The following is a 17621-nucleotide window of genomic DNA, read 5'->3' as shown; positions in this document are numbered from 1 at the left end:
CCGGAATTAGGTGTGATGCCCGCGGCTGGTAGCCGCGGTGCCCGGGTCGGCGGATGATGGCGTTGTGACCGCTGCTGAGGAGACGTTTCAGCCGTCGGCGCCGGTGTGTTGGTGTTGCGGTGGCGAGTTCGATGAGCGTGACCTGGTGCGGCTGGGGACGCACCCTGAGGTCGGCGTGTGTCTGGGGTGTGCCCGCTATCTGCAGCGGCGGGCTGCCGAGCGTGAGGACGAGTTGCGGACATCGCCGGCCGCGAGGCTGCGAGACGGGGTGCGTCGAGCGCGCGAGTGGGTGATCAGCCGCGGTTGGCATCGCCTACCAGTCGTTGGGAGGGTGCTGCAGCGGATCGATCGGTACCTGCCCTAGCCCGCCGATCCTGGTCAGTCCGCGAGCAGGGGCCGGAACAGGCGGGTTCCGAGGTCCTCGGCCTGGGTCTGGTTGAGGATCTGCCCGGGAATTCCCGGGTGGTTTCTGGTCCAGGCTTCGGCGGAGGCCTGGCCGATGAAGAAGTTGAGATAGCCGCAGCAGCAGTCGGCCGAGGGGCCAACGCCGGCATCAGCACCGATGAACACCACGGCCGCTGCGGGTTCCCAATCCGTGTGCCCGCTTGTTGTGGTGATGATGATCGGCTGGCCGGTGGTCACGTCGACGGACTCGATCCGGGTGTCGCGGCCGAGCATGGCAGCGATGCCGAGCGCGTCGATCGCGCACATCGCGTAGGCGTCGACCTAGTCGCCGATCCGGACCCGGTGCCGGGTCGGTGTGGTGGAGAACGGGTAGGCGACCGCGATCTGCCCGTCCGGAGCCAGCCGGATCGCGTCGACGTCGTGCAACGCGTCCAGCACCTCGGCCGTACTCCGCTCGCCGCCGGCCGTGGCCGGATCGAGGTCGGCGGCCGCGGGTGGGCGACCCGAGGTGGCGAAGGACCGCAGGATCGCCTGGTGCACGGCCTTCTCGACGGGATTCAGCGGCAGGGCGCGGGTCCGCCAGGCGCTCAGTACTTCACGGGGCGCCGCCGGCCGGCTGGCCGCGGTGAGTGCGTCGCGCAGTTGCTCGATCGACGGCGCGGGAACGATGCGGCCGGTCTCGTCGCGGTAGAGGCGGCACGCCACCCCGCACTCGCAGCCCTCTCCCGTGGAGAACGGGTCCACTCCGTCGATCAGCAGGGTTGGGGAGCCGGCCATACCGAAGCGTGCGGCGTCTACGTCGTCGTCGATGACGCGGGTGGTGACGGGCAGGTCGGTGACTTCGGTGAGCCGTTCCAGCATCGGTGGCAGGTTGGGGCAGTCCGGGACGTGCAGGACTTCGAGTTTCATCGGGTCGCCTCCGGGCGGTGGTCGATCACGTCCAGCAGCGCGCAGCTGCGGTCGGCGCGGGGCAGCTCGCAGGTCGCCACCAGGTCGGCGAGCGAGTCGTGCATGCGCTGCAGGTCGCGGATCCGCTGTTCGAGGTCGACTCTGCGGTGCTCGGCCAGTGCGCGGGCCGCGTCGCACCTGTCCGGGCCACCGGTGTCCAGGTGCAGGAGCTCTTCCACCTCGTCGAGGGTGAAGCCGAGCTCCTGGGCGCGTTTGATGAACCGCAGCAGGTCCACCGTCGCAGCCGGGTAGTCGCGGTAGCCGCCCGGCGTTCGGGGCGGCTCCGTGAGCAGGCCGCGGCGCTCGTAGTACCGCAGCGTCTCGGTGTTCACCCCGGCCTGGTGGGCCAGCTCGCTGGTTCGCATACCCCCATCCTCAACCCCGGACCCAACTACAGAGTCAAGTCGGATTACTCGAGCTGTCGAGCGCGGACGTCCTCGACATGCTGGCCGAGGCAAGATCACCGCAGGGCACTAGCCGTTCTGTGGAGCAGGCAGTGGATTTGTGGAGGAGGGCAGTTTGGCCAGACTCGCTGGAGGCCGGATCGCCGTGGCCGACGGGGCTTCGGGAGGATGAGCACATGGACGAGGACAAGGACTTCCTGGCTGAGCAGGCGCATCTCACGGAAACCGATGCCGAACGCATCCGGCAGGAAGTCGAAGACGCAGCCTCCGACCCGGCGGCCCAGGTGGAATGGATCCGTCAGTCCAACCTGATCTACGGCGGACTGGCGGCTGCCGGCCTTGTGGTGGTGCAGCCATTCCTGACCGAGACCTCGCTCGGCCCGTCGGCGATGGTGTGCGTCATCGCGTTCGCCGTCTCGATACCGCTGCTCGCCGCGCTCCTGGTGTTGAATCGGCAGGAGGAGTTTCGGCATCGGGCGAGCAAGTCACCGTTCGTCGGGGTGGCCAAGGCGGTCGCACAAGGCTCGGCCTTTGTCGGCATCACGGCGGCCTTCTGGCACATCTCCATGGTTGCGGGGATCGTCTTCCTGGCCGTGGGATTCGTCGCGGTGGGAGTGCACTCCTCGGGATATGTGCGACTGGAGTACGACTCGAAGTTCCGCTCGAGATTCCGTCCCCGCAAGGCACCCGAGGCGTAGCCGACGCGATTCGGCACCCCGGTGCCGTTGTGGGTGGAGACACGGGCTTCCTGTGACCAGACTTCGGCCGCAGGGCTAACCTCCGTTTATGAGTGACGAAGGCATGCACGAGTTGCATGTAAATGGGTTCGACGTCGAGGCGGGAGTCCGCCACACCGGGCGTGGCGGCGACGGTGACCCCGTTGTCCCGCTGGTGGCGCTGGAGATCGAGGGGCGACCAAGCCCGGATGCCCGCGACGAGTCGCTGTGGCTCCGCCTCACGGTCGACGTAGCCCGCGCGCTCGCCGCGGAACTCATCCAGGAGGCGGACCGCGCCGAGCTGCTGGCGCGCAGGCGAGGCGGCGCCCCGCAGTCGGGAGATCTGGATGATGGACAGTACCGGCGGCCACCAAGGTCCGCCAGGGAAGGCTGACGCGAGCGAGGAGAACGGTCGAGCCGACTATCGGCCGCCCGTCCAGACCCAGATGTCCGAGCCTGGCCGCTCGGGGCGGTACCCGAGTGCCCAGCCGCGTACGTCGTCTGGTGTTCTGCCCATTCGCTCGGCGGCGCGGCGGCGTTCTTCCCAGTCGTCGACATAGAAGACCTGGCCGTTACCGGGTCCTCCGGACAGCCTGACTATCTGCTGATTCCGTGCCATCGGCCCTGCCGCCAATCACCGCGCTACACACCTCGATGATCACCGACGCCACCGACAGAACCAGCGCACCGGCGTTCAGGTGCCACCTCGCGGGCCTTTAGTACGGTCTGGTCAGGATGATTAGACAAGGCTAATCTCTGGTTGTGATGCCTCAAACAGGTCAGTCGAGTCCCTGCTGCGAGATCTCTCACACCGAAGCGGTGGAGGACTGCCTGCGGACGATCTTCAAGCTCGCCGGCCGGAAGCTGCCGGTGACGACGTCCGCGCTCGCCGAGCAGCTACGGGTTGCACCGCCGACGGTCTCGGCGATGTTGAAGCGACTCGAGGCCGGCCAACTGATCACCAGGTCGGCGGGTCACGAGATCAGGCTGACGGAGCACGGCGAGCGGCACGCCCGGGGAGTGACCCGTCGGCATCGGCTGGTCGAGACCTTCCTGGTCCAAGTGCTGGGCCTGAGCTGGGACGAGGTCCACGAGGAGGCCGACGTACTGGAACATGCGATCAGCGAGCGGCTGGAAGACCGGATCGACGGCTTGCTCGGGCACCCGACCCACGATCCCCACGGTGACCCGATCCCGCCGCGTAACGGACGCCATGTGGAGTCCTGGGCCGCGCCGCTGGGCGGCGTCCCGGCCGGCAGCCGGTTCCGGGTGGAGCGGGTCGCCGATGACGACAGCGAGGCGCTGCGTTACCTGGCCGAGCGCGGGATCACTCCGGGTGCCGTCCTCGAGGTGATGAACCGCGAGCCGTTCGGTGGGCCGGTGTGGGTGAAGGTCGGCGCCAAGCGGCACGCCCTTGCGCCGTTGCTCGCCGACGTGGTCCACGGTGAGGTCGCCTGATGTCCGGGGCGTCTCGCAGGGGCTTCCTGCTCGGTGGGGCCGGAGTGGCCATCGGCGCGATCCCCGGTGGACAGGCACACGCTGACCCGATACCACCTGTGGGTCATGGCGCCCATGCCGCGCACGGTGGCGGAGTGAACGGGCCGACCTTCCGCGGCACGGTCGACCACGCGGCGAACGGGTTCGACCCGACCGAGATCCTCCGGAGCTTCGACTACGGCAAGACCTCGAAGCTGCCCGACGGCCGAACCCTGCGGGAGTGGGAGATCGTCGCGGTCGACCGCGAGATCGAGGTCGCTCCCGGCGTGCGGTTCCCCAGTTGGACGTTCAACGGCAGAGTGCCCGGACCAACCCTGCGTTGCAAGGCGGGAGACCGGCTGCGGATACGGTTCGTCAACGGATCCGCCCATCCGCACACGATGCACTTCCACGGCATCCACCCCGCGGAGATGGACGGCGTACCGGGCGTGGGCCGCGGTGTGATCGAGCCGGGCGGCGAGTTCGTCTACGAGTTCGACGCCGAACCGTTCGGGATCCACCTGTACCACTGCCACGTGGGTCCGCTGGCCGAGCACATCGCCCGCGGCCTCTACGGCACCTTCATCATCGACCCACCGCAGGGCCGGCCGAAGGCGGACGAACTGGTGATGGTGATGAACGGCTACAACACCACTTTCGATGCTCAGGGCAACCAGCTCTACGCGGTCAACGGGATCCCGTTCCACTACATGCACGAGCCGGTCCAGGTGAAGCGCGGTCAGCTGGTCCGGATCTACCTGGCCAACATCCTGGAGTACGACCCGATCAACAGCTTCCACCTGCACGGGAACTTCTTCGACTACTTCCCGACCGGCACCCGGCTCGAGCCGTCGGAGTACACCGATACCGTCGTCCAGGCTCAGGGCCAGCGCGGGATCTGCGAGTTGCGGTTCCCATACCCGGGCAGGTACATGTTCCACGCGCACAAGAGCGAGTTCGCCGATCTCGGCTGGATGGGCTTCTTCGAGGTGACCGAATGACCGCTCCGGGCCTTCGTGGACGTGCGCCGATCGCGGCCATCGCGGTCGCCGCCGTGGTCGTGGTGGCGATCGCCCTGACCGCGCTCGCCGTCCTCGGCAGCCGCAGTCTGCCCGAGCGGACCGGCCCGCCGGTGGAGGAACTGGCGGTGGAGCGGGTCATCCTGTCGCCCGGCATCATCGAACTCACGCTCCGCAACACGGGCCCTGATCCGGTACAGGTCGCGCAGATCGCCGTGAACGACGTGTACGCCGGCTTCACCGGTGCCACCGAGCCGCTGGGCCGGCTCGACAAGGAGATCGTGCGCGTGGACTATCCCTGGTCCGAAGGCCAGCCCTACACGCTGTCGATGCTGACCTCGACCGGCGCCGTCATCGAGCACGAGATCCCGGCCGCCGTCGAATCACCCACGGCGGGCACCCGGCTCCTGGCCCTGATGGCGCTGCTCGGCACCTACGTGGGCATCATCCCAGTCGCTCTCGGGATGGTCTTCCTGCCCGTACTGCGAAGAGCCCGGCGGCGCGTGATCCGCGGGCTGATGGCTCTCACAGTCGGGTTACTCGCCTTCCTCGCCATCGACGCGACCATCGAGGGGCTTGACCTCGCGGCCGCATCCGGTGGCGCTTTCGGCGGACCGCTCCTGGTCATCCTCGGCGCCGGGTTGGCCTTCCTGGCACTGACGGCGGTCGACCGATTCCTCAAGAGCCGAGGATCGGAGCAGACAGGTGCTGAGCCGGACGGCGGCCGGCTGGCCTTGATGATTGCCATCGGCATCGGGTTGCACAACCTCGGTGAGGGACTCGCCATCGGATCGGCCTACGCCGTCGGTGAGCTGGCGCTCGGCGCCGCGCTGGTGGTCGGCTTCGCCCTGCACAACACCACGGAGGGCCTGGCGATCGTGGCACCGCTGGCCCACCAACGACCGTCGCTGATCCGGCTCCTCGGCCTCGGACTACTGGCCGGGGGACCAGCGGTCCTCGGCGCGGCGCTCGGCGCTTCCGTCAACGACGCCGCGCTGGCATCGGCACTGTTCGGTGTCGGAGTCGGCGCCATCATCCAGGTGATCATCCAGCTTGCGCCCAGCCTTCGCTCCCGCACCGGGAACCTGCTCGATCCGACGGTCGCCGGCGGGGTAGCGGCAGGCCTGCTGGTCATGTACGCAACCGGTCTGCTCGTCGCCGTCTGAGCTTCTGACTGAAGATTTCCGCGGGTGTGCGCTGCCAGGGACTCGAACCCCGAACCCGCTGATCAGCAGCCCAGAATCAATGCCCCCCGACGCCCGTGGGCTCGCCAGGCTCGGACCCCTCAGGTCGGCGGTGGATGGTTGCGGCCTCGCGGGTACGAGGATCTTGGTCTGTGGCGGTCGCTTCACGCGGATCGCGGGAGCCTTCGGGCTCGATGGTGCGAACAGCGCGGCCGCGCGCCCTCGTCATCGGCGGCTGCGCTTGGTCGCGATGCCATGCGTCGCGCAACCGAAGGGTGGTGCCGCTGTGGAGTATCGCGTTGGTGTACACGCGTCCGGCGAGTGCGACGAGGCCGGCGATGGCGGCCAGGGTGAGGGCAACAGCGAGCAGCGGCTCCCACCAGGCGACCGAGCCGAGCGCGATGCGGCCGGGCATGGCGAACGGCGCGGTCGCCGGGAAGAGCGAGAGCAGCCGGGACAAAAGACCGTCGGGGTCCCCGCTGACCGCGAGGAATGCGGCCCAGTAGCACGCGATCAGCACGTAGCCGATTGGCCCGGCGACGCTCTGCGCGTCCTCGGTCCGTGATGCGAGCGAGCCGAGCGCACCGTACGCCATCGCGTAGAGGGCATAGCCGAGTACGAACCACACGACCGCCCAGGCGAGCACGCCGGAGCCGACGGCCGGGATGTCGACGGAGTCGATCACGAGCGTGGCGACGAGCGCCGCCACTGCGGTCAACGCGAACTGGGCGAACCCGAGCAGTCCGATGCCGGCGACCTTGCCGGCCAGCAGGACCCGAGCGGGTATGCGTGCCAGCAGCACCTCTACGACCCGGCTGGACTTCTCCTCCACGACGCCGGTCAGGACGAGGTTCCCGTAGATGACGATTGCCATCAGCAACAGGGCGGTCATCACAATGGCTGCCAGTTCGTCGTCGGGGCTGCGCCCAGCGGCCGAGCCGAGCTCGACGTTCTCGACGGGAACGGGGGCCATCAGCGCGCGGAGGTCTTCGGGATCCATGCCGGCGGCCGTGGCTCGTTTCTGCACGGCGACAAGTTGAATGGCGCCGGTGACGATGGCCTGCAGCTGCTCGTCGACCCTGCCCGGCCACTCCAGCTGCTGCGCGTCGACCAGGAGCACGTCGACGTCGCCCGCGCGGACGGCCTCCTCCCCGGCGGTCACATCGCCGTACCGGTGGACGCGGACCGTGGTGCCGATGGCATCGCCGTGGGCGAGGATGGCCGACGACAACGTGGTGGGAGCGGCGCCGGTCAGGCCGATATCCTTCGTTCCGCCGCCGGTGTCCAGCTTCGCCGGCACCACGATCATGGCGATGACGACGACGAGCATCACCACCAGCCCGGCCCGAAAGCTGCGTGACCGGCTGCGCTCGCGGACCTCTCGCAGGGCGACCAGCCAGACCTGCCGCAGACCGGTCATGCCGCCACCGCCTGGCGGAACAGGTCCGACAGCGTCGGGGGCTCGTAGGCGAAGGAGACGACATCAGCGCCGGACCGGGGAGGGCCCGCGGTAGCGGATGTCCACGAACCGTTGCGGAACGGCCGCCCGCAGGTCCGTCAGATCGCCGGCGAGCACGACGCGTCCGTGGTCGATGATGACCACGTCCTCACACAAATCCTCTACCAGATCGAGCTGGTGGCTGGAAAACAGCACAGTCGCACCCGCTGCGGCGAGTTCGGCCAGGAGGTCCGCCATGGCGGCCATGGCGATCGGATCCAGACCGGAGAACGGCTCGTCGAGCACGAGCAGCTCCGGCTCGTTGACCAGCGCGGCGATCAGCTGGACCCGCTGCTGGTTGCCGTGCGACAGCGTGTCCACGCGGTCCGCCGCCCGGTCCGCGAGCCCGAGCCGCTCGAGCCACCGGTCGGCGATCCGCCCCACGTCGCTGTTCGTCCGCCCGCACAGTTGGCCGAGATACAGCAACTGCTCGCGGACCCGCATGCGTGGATACAAGCCCCGCTCCTCGGGCATGTAGCCGAACCGTGCCCGTTCCGCCCCCGTGATCGGCGCGCCCTGCCAGGACACCGCGCCGGCGTCCAACCGGACGAGCCCGAACACCGCGCGCATCGCCGTGGTCTTGCCTGCCCCGTTGGGCCCGAGAAATCCCGTGATCCGGCCCGGACGGACCCCGAACGTACATCCGTCGAGCGCGGCCACAGGACCGAACCGCTTCACCGCCGAGTCGAAAGCGAGCACGATCCACCTCCACTTCCAGCGTCCCCGCCACACCTTGAACCGTCAGGGCACAACGGCCCCAACCAGACAGGACTCATGTCTCCTTCGAACGCCTGGCAGCACCCCAGATAGCGCGACGCGCAGGAAACGGCGGCGCGCTACCTGAATGGGAGTCGGGACGTAGGGCGGGTTCTTAGTGGACATTCGGCCCTGCTGGTCCCCGCACTGCCGCGATGGGCTGAGAGTTGGGGAGGGCTGTCCCCCCAATGGAACCAGGACATCGGAGGGTGTGGTTTCAATGACGACTGCCATAGCGGTTTCCGGACTGGTGAAGGACTTCGGCCCCAGGACCCGGGCTCTCGACGGTCTGGAGCTGCAGGTCGAGACGGGGGAGGTGCACGGCTTCCTTGGGCCGAACGGTGCTGGGAAGACGACCACGATCCGCGTTCTGCTCGGGTTGCTGCGCGCCGACGACGGGCACGTCGCCCTGCTCGGTGGTGACCCATGGCACGGCGCGGCGGCGCTGCATCGACGTCTTGCCTATGTCCCCGGTGAGGTGAACCTGTGGCCTAACCTGACCGGCGGCGAGGTGATCGACGTGCTGGGCGACTTGCGGGGCGGTCTCGACCCGCATCGCCGCGAAGAGCTGCTCGACCGCTTCCAGCTCGACCCGACCAAGAAGATCCGGGCCTACTCCAAGGGCAACCGGCAGAAGGTAGCCCTTGTGGCGGCGTTCTCCTCCGACGTGGAGCTCTACCTGTTGGACGAGCCCACCTCTGGGCTGGACCCGCTGATGGAGGCGGTGTTCCAGGACCTGGTTCAGGAGCTGCGTGCCGACGGACGGAGCATTCTGCTCTCCAGCCACATCCTGGCCGAGGTGGAAGCGCTGTGCGACCGCGTCACGATCATCCGGGCGGGTCGTGCGGCCGAGAGCGGCACGTTCGACGACCTGCGTCACCTCACCCGTACGTCGGTGGTGGTCGACACCGCCAAGCGGTTGGGGTCTGTGGGGCAGTGGCCCGGCGTGCACGACGCCCGAGTGCACGACCGCCATGCAGAGCTCAGCGTCGACCCGGGCGAGCTGAACCACGTGCTCGGGCGCCTGGTCGATCTCGAGGTGCGGTCGATGGTCACGTCGCCGCCCACGCTCGAGGAGCTGTTCATGCGGCACTACGGCGAGGACATCGCCGTGTCTGCCCGTGATGCTGCCGAGGCGGTGACGGCGCGATGAGCGGCTTCACCGGCACGTTCCGGCTGGTTCGCCTCGCGCTGCGGCGTGACCGGATCACCCTCCCTGCCTGGATCCTGGGGATGGCTGGGTTCCTGGCTGCAACCACCGCCATGTTCGAGGACAGCTACGCGAAGCACCCCCAACTCCTGGAGCCGGACACCCGGATCGTGGTCGAGAATCCTGGCATGCGGGTGCTGGGCCTGGTGACAGGCTCGAGTGTCGGGGGTTACACGTTGCACCGGGATGCTCTCACCCTGGCCGTGCTCGCGGCCATGATGAGCGTGCTTGCAGTTGTCCGGCATACCCGTCAGTCCGAGGAGCTCGGTCGTGAGGAGTTGCTGGGCGCCGGCGTGGTCGGCCGCTACGCCTCCCTGGCCGCGGCCGTCCTCGTTGCGCTTGCTGCGAACGTGGTGCTGGTGGTTCTGCTCGGGCTCGGCATGGTGGTCGCGGGACAGCCCGCGGCCGGGTCCCTGGTCGCCGGCGCGTCGATTGCCCTGGTGGGCGTCGCCTTCACCGGCGTCGCCGCTGTGACGTCACAGCTGGCGTCGACTGCGCGCGGAGCGATCGGTCTTGCCGGCGCAGGCCTGGGCGTCTCCTTCATGCTTGCGGCTCTGGGCAACATGCTCGGGACGGTGGACTCCGCCGCGCTCCGGGTCACGAGCGCCTGGCCGGCCTGGCTCTCCCCAATCGGCTGGGGCCAGCAGATGCGGCCGTTCGCGGACAACACCTGGTGGCCGTTGGGGCTCGCCGTGGTGGTCGTGGTCTCCCTTTGCTCGTTGGCCGTCGTCCTTGTCGGCAAACGCGACGTAGGTCGTGGGATGTGGCCCGAGCGCAGGGGTGCCGCTCACGCGGGCCCGGCCCTGCTGAGCTCGGCAGGCCTTGTCTGGCGGCTGCAGCGTGGAGCACTGCTGGGCTGGGTGAGCGGCCTGCTCGGGTTCGGCCTGGTCTTCGGGGCGCTGAGCGACCAGATCGTCGGACTCGAGGGAGCGGCGACCGAGTGGTACACCACCTTCGGCGGTGACGTCGACCTGCTCGGCGCCTATTGGGCCTCGATGATGCAGATGGCCGGAATGGCCGTAGCGATCTACGTGGTCACGCTCTTGCTTCGCTTGCACCACGACGAGGCGCAAGGCGAACTGGAGGCGGTGCTCGGCACCGCGGTCTCGCGTGTTCGCTGGCTGGGGGCGTACGCCGTCAACGCCCTGGTCGGGTCCGTGTTGCTGCTCCTGGTCTTCGCCGTGGCGATGGCCCTCACCGGTGGTCAGGTGCTCGGCGGCACCGGATCGCTGCTGCGTGACCTGGTCGGGGCGGCACTGATCCAGCTACCCGCCATCGGCGTCCTGGGAGCCGCGGTCGTCACGGTGATCATGCTGCTACCGCGATGGTCGGTCGGTCTGTCCTGGGCACTCGTGGTTGGTTCGGTCTTTGTCGGGCCGATGTTCGGCCCCTCACTGGGGTTACCGACATGGCTGTTGGACCTGTCGCCCTTCGCGCACGTGCCCAACGCACCAGCCGTCGACCCCACCATCGGACCGATCTTTGGTCTGTGCCTGGCCTGTGGCCTGCTAGCAGCCGCGGCAATCCTGTTGCTGCGCCGCAGGAACCTCACCCTCCCGGCCTGATCGGCGTGCTGCGCATGTCCCGCCCTGGGCGGCCGGCGACGCCCTCGTCGGGGTCCGCGACGTACCGTTGCCGCATGGTGTCGAGGCGGAGCTGGGCCGAGCAGATCATGGGTCTCCCGGTCAGCGTTCTGGCCCGCGGTGAGCAGGCGGAGTCCACGCGGGCGGACGCGGCGGTGCGAGAGGTCTTCGCGGAGTTGGTCGAGGCCGATCGGGTGTTCTCGCCGTACCAGAGCGACAGCGCGGTCAGTCGGCTGGCGCGCGCAGAGCTGGGCTGGGACGCTGTTGACTCCGTCGTACAGGAGGTAGCCGAGCGGTGCGCCAGGGCACGTGAGCTGACCGGCGGACTGTTCGATGCCGAACTGCCGGACGGCGGATGGGATCCGTCGGGGCTGGTGAAAGGCTGGGCGGTCGAGCGTGCCGGAGAGCGACTGCGACAGGTCCCTGACCTGGACTGGTGCCTGAACGCCGGGGGTGACGTCCTCGTGCTGTGCGCGAGCAACCTTCCGTTCACCGTCGGGATCCAGGATCCACGCGATCCCGGGCGGGTGGTCACCAGCGTGACCCGGACCGATGGAGCCGTGGCTACCAGCGGTACGGCGGCCAGAGGTGCGCACCTGTACGACCCGCGAACCGGTGGCCCGGTGGTGACCCGGTGGCTGTCGGTGTCGGTGAGTGGCCCGTCGCTGGAGTGCGCCGATGTCCTCGCGACCGCCGCGTTCGTCGCCGGAGAGGAGTGGCCGGCGGTGCTCGCGGCGCGGCCCGGGTACGAAGGACTGGGGATCCTTGCTGACGGCAATCTGTTCGCGACGGCCGGCTGGCCCGCGGGCGGATCGGCGGCAGCTGGGTGACCGCATCCAGACGGGTCCTGCTGATCGAGGACGATGGCGATCTGGCCGGCTTGCTCGACCGGGTGCTCGCCGACGAGGGGTACGTCGTGACGCGGGCGGGCGACGGCCACACCGGACTGCACCTCGCGCTGACCCGGCCGTTCGATGCCATGATCGTCGACCGAGGTCTGCCCGCCGTCGAGGGCCTGGACCTGATCGCGCGGCTGCGCGTCCGCGGTGTCAGTACGCCGATCCTGGTGCTGTCCGCGCGGAACAGCACCGAGGACCGGGTCGACGGGCTGGACGCAGGTGCTGAGGACTACCTAGCGAAGCCGTTCGAGCTCACGGAGTTGCTGGCGCGGCTGAGGGCTCTCCTGCGGCGCCACCTCGATCACGCCGGCCAGCTGGCTGTTCCGGGTGGTTCTCTGGATCTCGCCGGCCGCACAGTACGACAAACGGGCGGCGGCAGAGTGGAGTTGTCCGAGCGTGAGGCGGCCTTGCTGGCTCTGCTGGCGGCGAGGCCAGGTGTCGTGTTCAGTCGGCGTGAGCTCCTCGACCGGGTGTTCGACGACGCGGAGTCGGAGACCGTGGTGGACACGTATGTGCATTACTGCCGGCGCAAGCTCGGGCGTGGAGTGATCAGTACTGTCCGCGGACTCGGTTACCGACTGGGCAGTGCATGAGCGGACGGCCGATCGGTGACGAGGTCCTCGTCGGCAGAGCCGCTCGTAGCGTTGCCGTCCAGGTTGCGGCTCTGGTCGCGGTTGCGATGCTGCTGCTGATCGCTCTGGTCACGATCGTCGTGGTCCGCGGCCAAGCAGGTGCGGCGGACGATCTGCTCCGGTCGGCGGTCGCGACGGCCGATGACGTCGGCGATCCTCCGGCCGGTGCCTGGCTGGCGATGACAGGCCCAGCCGGTACGACGGTCACGCAGGGGCTGCCGGACGAACTCCTTCCCGAGCTGGCCGCGATGCGCACCGGTGCCACCGGACAGGTCCGGCTGACCACGGTGGAGAACGACGACGGTGAGTTCCGCATCGCCACCGGGATCACCAACGGCAAGCCTGTGCAGGCCGTGCTCGATCTGGCCACGGCTCACCAGGAGCGCGCCCGGCTGCTCCAAGCCATGGGGTTCGCGTCTGCACTCGGCTTGTTGTTCGCCGGGCTACTGGGCGTCCTGATAGGCCGTCGCGCGGTCCGGCCGCTAGCCCAGGCGCTCAGCCTGCAACGGACGTTCGTCGCCGATGCGGGCCACGAGCTGCGCACGCCACTGACGTTGCTGAGCACGCGGGCCCAGGTCCTCGACCGCGCCTTGCGCCGCAGCGGCCCGAGCGACGAGATCCTGCGCGACTCCGACGGCGTCGTCCAGGACACGAAGCGGCTCGGCGAGGTCGTCGACGACCTGCTCGCCGCCGCCGACCCGCGGGGCGCCGCGGACCACGGACCGGTCGATCTCGCCCAGATCGCGGAGGACGTCGCGGACAGCGCAGGAGCCCATGCCCAGCAGGCCGGCGTGCGGCTGCGGTGGCATGCGGACGAGGGCAGCCTGGTGGTCCTCGGCGCGGCGAGCGCGATCCGCCGTGCGACGATCGCGCTGGTCGACAACGCGATCGACCACACGCCGGCAGACGGCGAGGTGCGGATCGCCGTACGGCGGCATCGGCGGGAGGTGATCCTGGCAGTCAGCGACACCGGTCCCGGGATCGGGCCGGAGGAGGCACAGCGGGTGCTGCGCCGGTTCGACACCGGCGGGCATCGCGCGGGCCGCGCGCACTACGGCCTGGGCCTTGCGCTCACCCACGACGTCGCGAACCGGCATGGCGGTCAGCTTCGGCTGGCTCCGAGCGAGGTCGGCGCGACTTTCGAGCTGGTCCTGCCGGCGATCGAGGGCCCCGTTCCAAGGAAGGCCTAAGAATCCGCCGTCATCGTCGTAGCATGACGAACCGCGGTGTGGCGCAGGCGACGAGCCGGCATCGCATCGCGCATGTCCGGCAACGGTCTCGTCGTACGCCGGTCTGGTGGCGCGACGCCATCGGCGTCCTGTGCTGGGGCAATGTGCTGCTGGTGATCGCTCTGTGGCTGTCCGGGCGGGGTGTACAGCTGCTAGGGGCCGGGCCGGCGGATCTGCTGACGTCGCTCGGTCGGTTGTCCGGTCTGGTGGCCGCCGACCTGTTGCTGGTGCAGGTGTTCCTGATGGCCCGGGTGCCGATGATCGAGCGGAGCTACGGTCAGGACGAGCTCGCCCGCAGACACCGGCTGGTCGGCTTCTGGTCGTTCAACCTGCTGATGGTCCACGTCGGGCTGATCCTCGGGGGATACACGCTCCGGGACCACAACGATCTCCTGCGGGAGACGTGGAGTGTCGTCACGACGTACGGCGGAATGCTCCTCGCGGTCGCAGGAAGCCTCGCGTTGACGGTCGTAGTCCTCACCTCGGTCCGTGCGGCCCGCCGGGCCCTGCGGTACGAGTCATGGCACCTGCTGCACCTGTACGCGTACGTCGGGGTGGGGCTGTCCGTGCCGCATGAGATCTGGACCGGCGCGGACTTCGCCACCTCGCCGGTGGCGCGGGCGTACTGGTGGTCCGCGTACGCCGTGGCACTCGTCGCGATCCTGGTCTACCGAGTGGCCTTGCCGCTCTGGCGGACCCTTCGGCACGGGCTCACGGTCCGGGAGGTCATCCGCGAAGGTCCCGGCGTGGTGACGGTCATGGTGGCCGGTCGCGGGCTCCACCGGATGCCGGTCCAGGCAGGTCAGTACTTCGTGTTCCGGTTCCTCGACGGTCCGGGATGGTCGCGAGGGAACCCGTACTCGTTGTCGGCCTCGCCCGCGCCCGACCTCCTGCGGGTGACCGCCAAGGCGGCCGGTGACGGTAGCAGCCGGCTGGCGGGGTTGAGACCAGGCACCAAGGTCGCGATCGAAGGCCCGTACGGCCGGCTGACCGGCGAGCGGCGAGTCACCGGCAAGATCGCGATGTTCGCCTGCGGCATCGGCATCACACCGTTGCGGGCGCTGCTCGAGGAGCTCGCGTATCGACCCGGCGACGCGATCCTCGTCTATCGAGCCCAGGACGCCGACGACGTGGTGTTCCACGGCGAACTCGAGCAACTGGCCCGCCGCCGCGGCATCACCGTGCACTACCTGCTCGGCAGGCGGATCCGGACCCGGCAGTCGTGGCTGCCGGAGACCGCCGCGGACTGGACCGACGAGGACGCGATGCAGGCGCTCGTCCCCGACATCAGCCAGTACGACGTCTACGTCTGCGGACCCGATCAGTGGATGGACGCGGTGTGCGCGGCGGCCGCCGGAAGCGGTCTTCCGCCGAACCAGCTGCATCAGGAGCGGTTCTCATGGTGAGAGGAGTACGTGGGTGAGGCGCGGGATCAAACTGGTCATGGCGACCGCGACCGTGGTGGTCGTCGGCCTCGCGGTGCGGGCGAGCGCCCAGCCGCAGCTGGCAACCGACGTCGTGTCGTCGGTGCAGGCCGGGCGACCCCTGCAGGTGCCCGCTCGCCCGACGTCGCCATCTCCGGATCGGTCCGGCGCCCCGACACCACCGCCGAGCCGACCGAGCCCCACCGTCCATGCAGCAGCGCGCCCGAGCCCCTCGAAGTCCGGGTCCGTGACCGTCGCCGGTGATGTGGTCCGGACGGAGTACGGGCCGGTGCAGGTCGAGATCAGCCTGCGGAGTGGGCGGATCGCCCGTGCCCGCGCGCTGGCCCGGCCCAGCGGGGACGGGCAGACCGACGCGATCAACAGCTATGCAGTCCCACACCTGGACCAGGAGACTCTTGCTGCCCAGAGCGCGCGGATAGACACCGTGTCCGGAGCCACCTTCACGTCCGAGGGATACCGGCAGTCGCTGCAATCGGCGCTCGACGCGGCCCATCGAGCCGGCGCGCGATGAAGAGCCACACAGCGCGGCTACGGCGCAATGCCGCGGTGGTCGGAGCTACTGGAGTATTGCTCGGATTGCTCTTCCTCTACCCGACCAGTACCAATCGCACCGACTCGCCGACGGCGACTACCGCCAGGCCGGGGATCGTGCGCACGGCACCGGCGAGCGGCGAGGTGACGGTGAACGGAAGCTCTGCCGGCACCCGGTACGGCCCGGTGCAGGTCCAGGTCGCGATCCGATCGCACCGCCTGGTCGCTGTGACCGCGCTCGCCTATCCGTCGTCGGGAGGACGCGACCAGGAGATCAGCTCGTTCGCGCTCCCGCGGTTGGAGCGGGAGGCGATCGTCGCGCAGAGCGCGCAGATCGACACCGTGTCGGGCGCGACGTTCACCTCGGACGGGTACCGGCGCTCGCTGCAGTCCGCCCTGGACGCGGCGCACCTGCAGGGCTGAAGCGCCCGAGAATCACCAAGAACCGTCCTCCCAGCAACTCGTCCTCCTGCGCCGCGGCCCTCGCCGGCCTCCAGACTCACCCACAGAACTGCTGCTGAGTACTACGTGGAGGGTTCGGCCAAGGTGAGTTGGCGGCGATGGAAGTCGAAGTGCTTGGGCCGATGACATTGCGTACGCCGTTCACGATGTCGAAGACTTCTTCCGGGCCGGCCTGACGGAGGACCGGCTGCGGTGGAGCCTGCGGACGACGAGGCCGAGAACGTGCTGGCCCGGATCCGACTCAGAGGGGTTGATCGACTACGTCTCATCACTCTCGGAGACCCAGACGGTCGAACTCCACGAACGCCTCTCCAAGGGGCCGCTCGATGATCGACCCTTGGCTTTCCCTGTGACTAGGCCTCCATCGGGCCTCCGTCAGGCCTCCGTCAGGCCTCCATCGGGCTTTCATCGGAACCGAGTCCACCGATCCAGGCTTTACACCATCCACTCACGCACGACCCGTGGCTGCGGCTTGTGGACAACCTGGCCGGATCCGAGGCCTGCGTCGAGTTTCGGTCAACCTTCGGAATCCCTTACAAATAAGGGCCTCCCGGGCCGGAAACTGTCGGCGGCGGTGTCTAGGGTCTGGGGTATGGAGATCTTGGGTGAGCGGCCGGTGTGGTCGATGAGCGACAGCGAACAGCTGGCGACTCTCGACGCGCTGCAGGCTGAGGTCTCCCGGTTGCAGACCTACCGCCTGCAGGTCCTGGCCGGCTACGACGCGACCGGTCACGCCGCCGGCCTCGGTGCCGGTGACACCGCCCGGCTGCTGGCGTTTCGGCACCGGCTCGACCCGGGCGTGATCAAGCGTGACCTGGCCCTGGCCAAGGCCCTCCGCAAGTACCCCGCCGTGACCGACGCCCTGCCACCGGTCCACCCCGACCCGGTGCCCGACACCGACACCGACACCGACGGCGGCGACGCAGACGCCGATCCGGACGAGCCGGACAGCACGCCGGACGGTGAGCCGGACAGCGACCAGGGCGCAGCTGCCGGTGCGGGTGTGGGGGTGGTGTTGTCCCCGGCGCAGGCCGCGGCGATCGTGGCCGAGCTGGAGGCCGTCCCCAAGACCGTCGCGGTGGCGGACCTGGCCGTGGCCGAGGAACAACTCGTCGCGCTGGGGCGCCACTTCGGCCCGTCGGAGCTGCGCAAGGCGGCGCGCCGGGCCCGCGACCTGCTGGACGCCGACGGGCCGGCACCGGAGGAGGACAAGGCCTATGCCCG

The 17621-nt window shown here is 69.2% G+C and carries 20 protein-coding genes; 14 read left to right on the top strand and 6 right to left on the bottom strand.

What is annotated here, in order from left to right; translation table 11 throughout:
* Positions 1–378 precede the first annotated feature (378 nt).
* Genes EV644_RS45930 through EV644_RS00090 form a run of 3 tightly spaced genes read right to left on the bottom strand, consistent with a single transcriptional unit; the run spans position 379 to position 1718 of the window.
* A complete protein-coding gene (locus EV644_RS45930; RefSeq protein WP_241997897.1) occupies positions 379–711 on the bottom strand; it encodes an alkylmercury lyase family protein in 333 nt (110 codons plus the stop codon).
* 15 nt (positions 712–726) lie between these two features.
* Entirely contained in the window at positions 727–1314 is a 588-nt protein-coding gene (locus tag EV644_RS45925; protein WP_241997899.1) for a hypothetical protein, read from the bottom strand.
* A complete protein-coding gene (locus EV644_RS00090; protein ID WP_132187568.1) occupies positions 1311–1718 on the bottom strand; it encodes a MerR family transcriptional regulator in 408 nt (135 codons plus the stop codon). The genes EV644_RS45925 and EV644_RS00090 overlap by 4 nt, the downstream gene beginning before the upstream one ends.
* A gap of 215 nt (positions 1719–1933) precedes the next feature.
* Here EV644_RS00090 and EV644_RS00085 point away from each other — a divergent pair, with 215 nt between their 5' ends.
* Together EV644_RS00085 and EV644_RS00080 are read left to right on the top strand one after the other, a co-directional pair.
* Positions 1934–2455, top strand: coding sequence for a hypothetical protein (locus EV644_RS00085; protein ID WP_132187569.1), 522 nt, complete (start codon positions 1934–1936; stop codon positions 2453–2455).
* An 88-nt stretch (positions 2456–2543) separates the two neighbouring features.
* The gene (locus tag EV644_RS00080) at positions 2544–2867 is read left to right on the top strand and encodes a hypothetical protein (RefSeq protein WP_132187570.1); all 324 of its coding nucleotides are present in this window, start codon (positions 2544–2546) and stop codon (positions 2865–2867) included.
* Positions 2868–2894: 27 nt separating this feature from the next.
* Here EV644_RS00080 and EV644_RS00075 read toward each other — a convergent pair whose 3' ends face one another.
* Positions 2895–3092, bottom strand: coding sequence for a hypothetical protein (locus tag EV644_RS00075; protein WP_132187571.1), 198 nt, complete (start codon positions 3090–3092; stop codon positions 2895–2897).
* Between the two features lie 200 nt (positions 3093–3292).
* Between EV644_RS00075 and EV644_RS00070 the strand changes: the two genes are divergently transcribed.
* From EV644_RS00070 to EV644_RS00060, 3 genes are read left to right on the top strand one after another with little or no spacing between them, the layout of a single operon-like run.
* Positions 3293–3931 (top strand): metal-dependent transcriptional regulator, encoded by a 639-nt coding sequence (locus EV644_RS00070; RefSeq protein WP_241997901.1) that lies wholly within the window; start codon positions 3293–3295, stop codon positions 3929–3931.
* Positions 3931–4950: a multicopper oxidase domain-containing protein gene (locus EV644_RS00065; protein ID WP_132187572.1), complete on the top strand. Its 1020-nt coding sequence runs from the start codon at positions 3931–3933 to the stop codon at positions 4948–4950. Before EV644_RS00070 ends, EV644_RS00065 begins: the two co-directional genes overlap by 1 nt.
* On the top strand, positions 4947–6134 hold the full coding sequence (locus EV644_RS00060; protein ID WP_132187573.1) for a ZIP family metal transporter: 1188 nt from the start codon (positions 4947–4949) through the stop codon (positions 6132–6134). The genes EV644_RS00065 and EV644_RS00060 overlap by 4 nt, the downstream gene beginning before the upstream one ends.
* Positions 6135–6210: 76 nt before the next feature.
* Here EV644_RS00060 and EV644_RS00055 read toward each other — a convergent pair whose 3' ends face one another.
* Both EV644_RS00055 and EV644_RS00050 read right to left on the bottom strand, forming a co-directional pair.
* Entirely contained in the window at positions 6211–7572 is a 1362-nt protein-coding gene (locus tag EV644_RS00055) for an ABC transporter permease (RefSeq protein WP_132187574.1), read from the bottom strand.
* A gap of 63 nt (positions 7573–7635) precedes the next feature.
* Positions 7636–8310, bottom strand: coding sequence for an ABC transporter ATP-binding protein (locus EV644_RS00050; protein WP_199239570.1), 675 nt, complete (start codon positions 8308–8310; stop codon positions 7636–7638).
* Between the two features lie 316 nt (positions 8311–8626).
* Here EV644_RS00050 and EV644_RS00045 point away from each other — a divergent pair, with 316 nt between their 5' ends.
* From EV644_RS00045 to EV644_RS00005, 9 genes are all read left to right on the top strand, one after another.
* A complete protein-coding gene (locus tag EV644_RS00045) occupies positions 8627–9559 on the top strand; it encodes an ABC transporter ATP-binding protein (RefSeq protein WP_132187575.1) in 933 nt (310 codons plus the stop codon).
* Positions 9556–11181 (top strand): ABC transporter permease, encoded by a 1626-nt coding sequence (locus tag EV644_RS00040; protein WP_132187576.1) that lies wholly within the window; start codon positions 9556–9558, stop codon positions 11179–11181. The genes EV644_RS00045 and EV644_RS00040 overlap by 4 nt, the downstream gene beginning before the upstream one ends.
* Before the next feature lie 74 nt (positions 11182–11255).
* The gene (locus EV644_RS00035; RefSeq protein ID WP_158292690.1) at positions 11256–12029 is read left to right on the top strand and encodes an FAD:protein FMN transferase; all 774 of its coding nucleotides are present in this window, start codon (positions 11256–11258) and stop codon (positions 12027–12029) included.
* Positions 12026–12691 carry a response regulator transcription factor gene (locus tag EV644_RS00030; RefSeq protein ID WP_132187578.1) on the top strand — a complete coding sequence of 222 codons (666 nt, stop codon included), beginning with the start codon at positions 12026–12028 and terminating at the stop codon, positions 12689–12691. Before EV644_RS00035 ends, EV644_RS00030 begins: the two co-directional genes overlap by 4 nt.
* Positions 12688–13920, top strand: a complete 1233-nt coding sequence (locus EV644_RS00025) for a sensor histidine kinase (RefSeq protein ID WP_132187579.1) — start codon at positions 12688–12690, stop codon at positions 13918–13920. Before EV644_RS00030 ends, EV644_RS00025 begins: the two co-directional genes overlap by 4 nt.
* Before the next feature lie 23 nt (positions 13921–13943).
* Positions 13944–15365: a ferredoxin reductase family protein gene (locus EV644_RS00020; RefSeq protein ID WP_132187580.1), complete on the top strand. Its 1422-nt coding sequence runs from the start codon at positions 13944–13946 to the stop codon at positions 15363–15365.
* Between the two features lie 13 nt (positions 15366–15378).
* Positions 15379–15915, top strand: a complete 537-nt coding sequence (locus tag EV644_RS00015) for an FMN-binding protein (RefSeq protein ID WP_241997903.1) — start codon at positions 15379–15381, stop codon at positions 15913–15915.
* Positions 15912–16358, top strand: coding sequence for an FMN-binding protein (locus EV644_RS00010; RefSeq protein WP_132187581.1), 447 nt, complete (start codon positions 15912–15914; stop codon positions 16356–16358). The genes EV644_RS00015 and EV644_RS00010 overlap by 4 nt, the downstream gene beginning before the upstream one ends.
* A gap of 631 nt (positions 16359–16989) precedes the next feature.
* The coding region (locus EV644_RS00005) for a DUF222 domain-containing protein (protein ID WP_132187582.1) at positions 16990–17621 on the top strand (632 nt) is incomplete at its 3' end.

Origin of the sequence: Kribbella orskensis (assembly GCF_004342085.1) — a bacterium.
In the GTDB taxonomy this organism is placed as follows: Bacteria; Actinomycetota; Actinomycetes; order Propionibacteriales; family Kribbellaceae; genus Kribbella; species Kribbella orskensis.
Note: the sequence above shows the minus strand (reverse complement) of the source record. Positions and strands in the feature narration are given on the sequence as shown.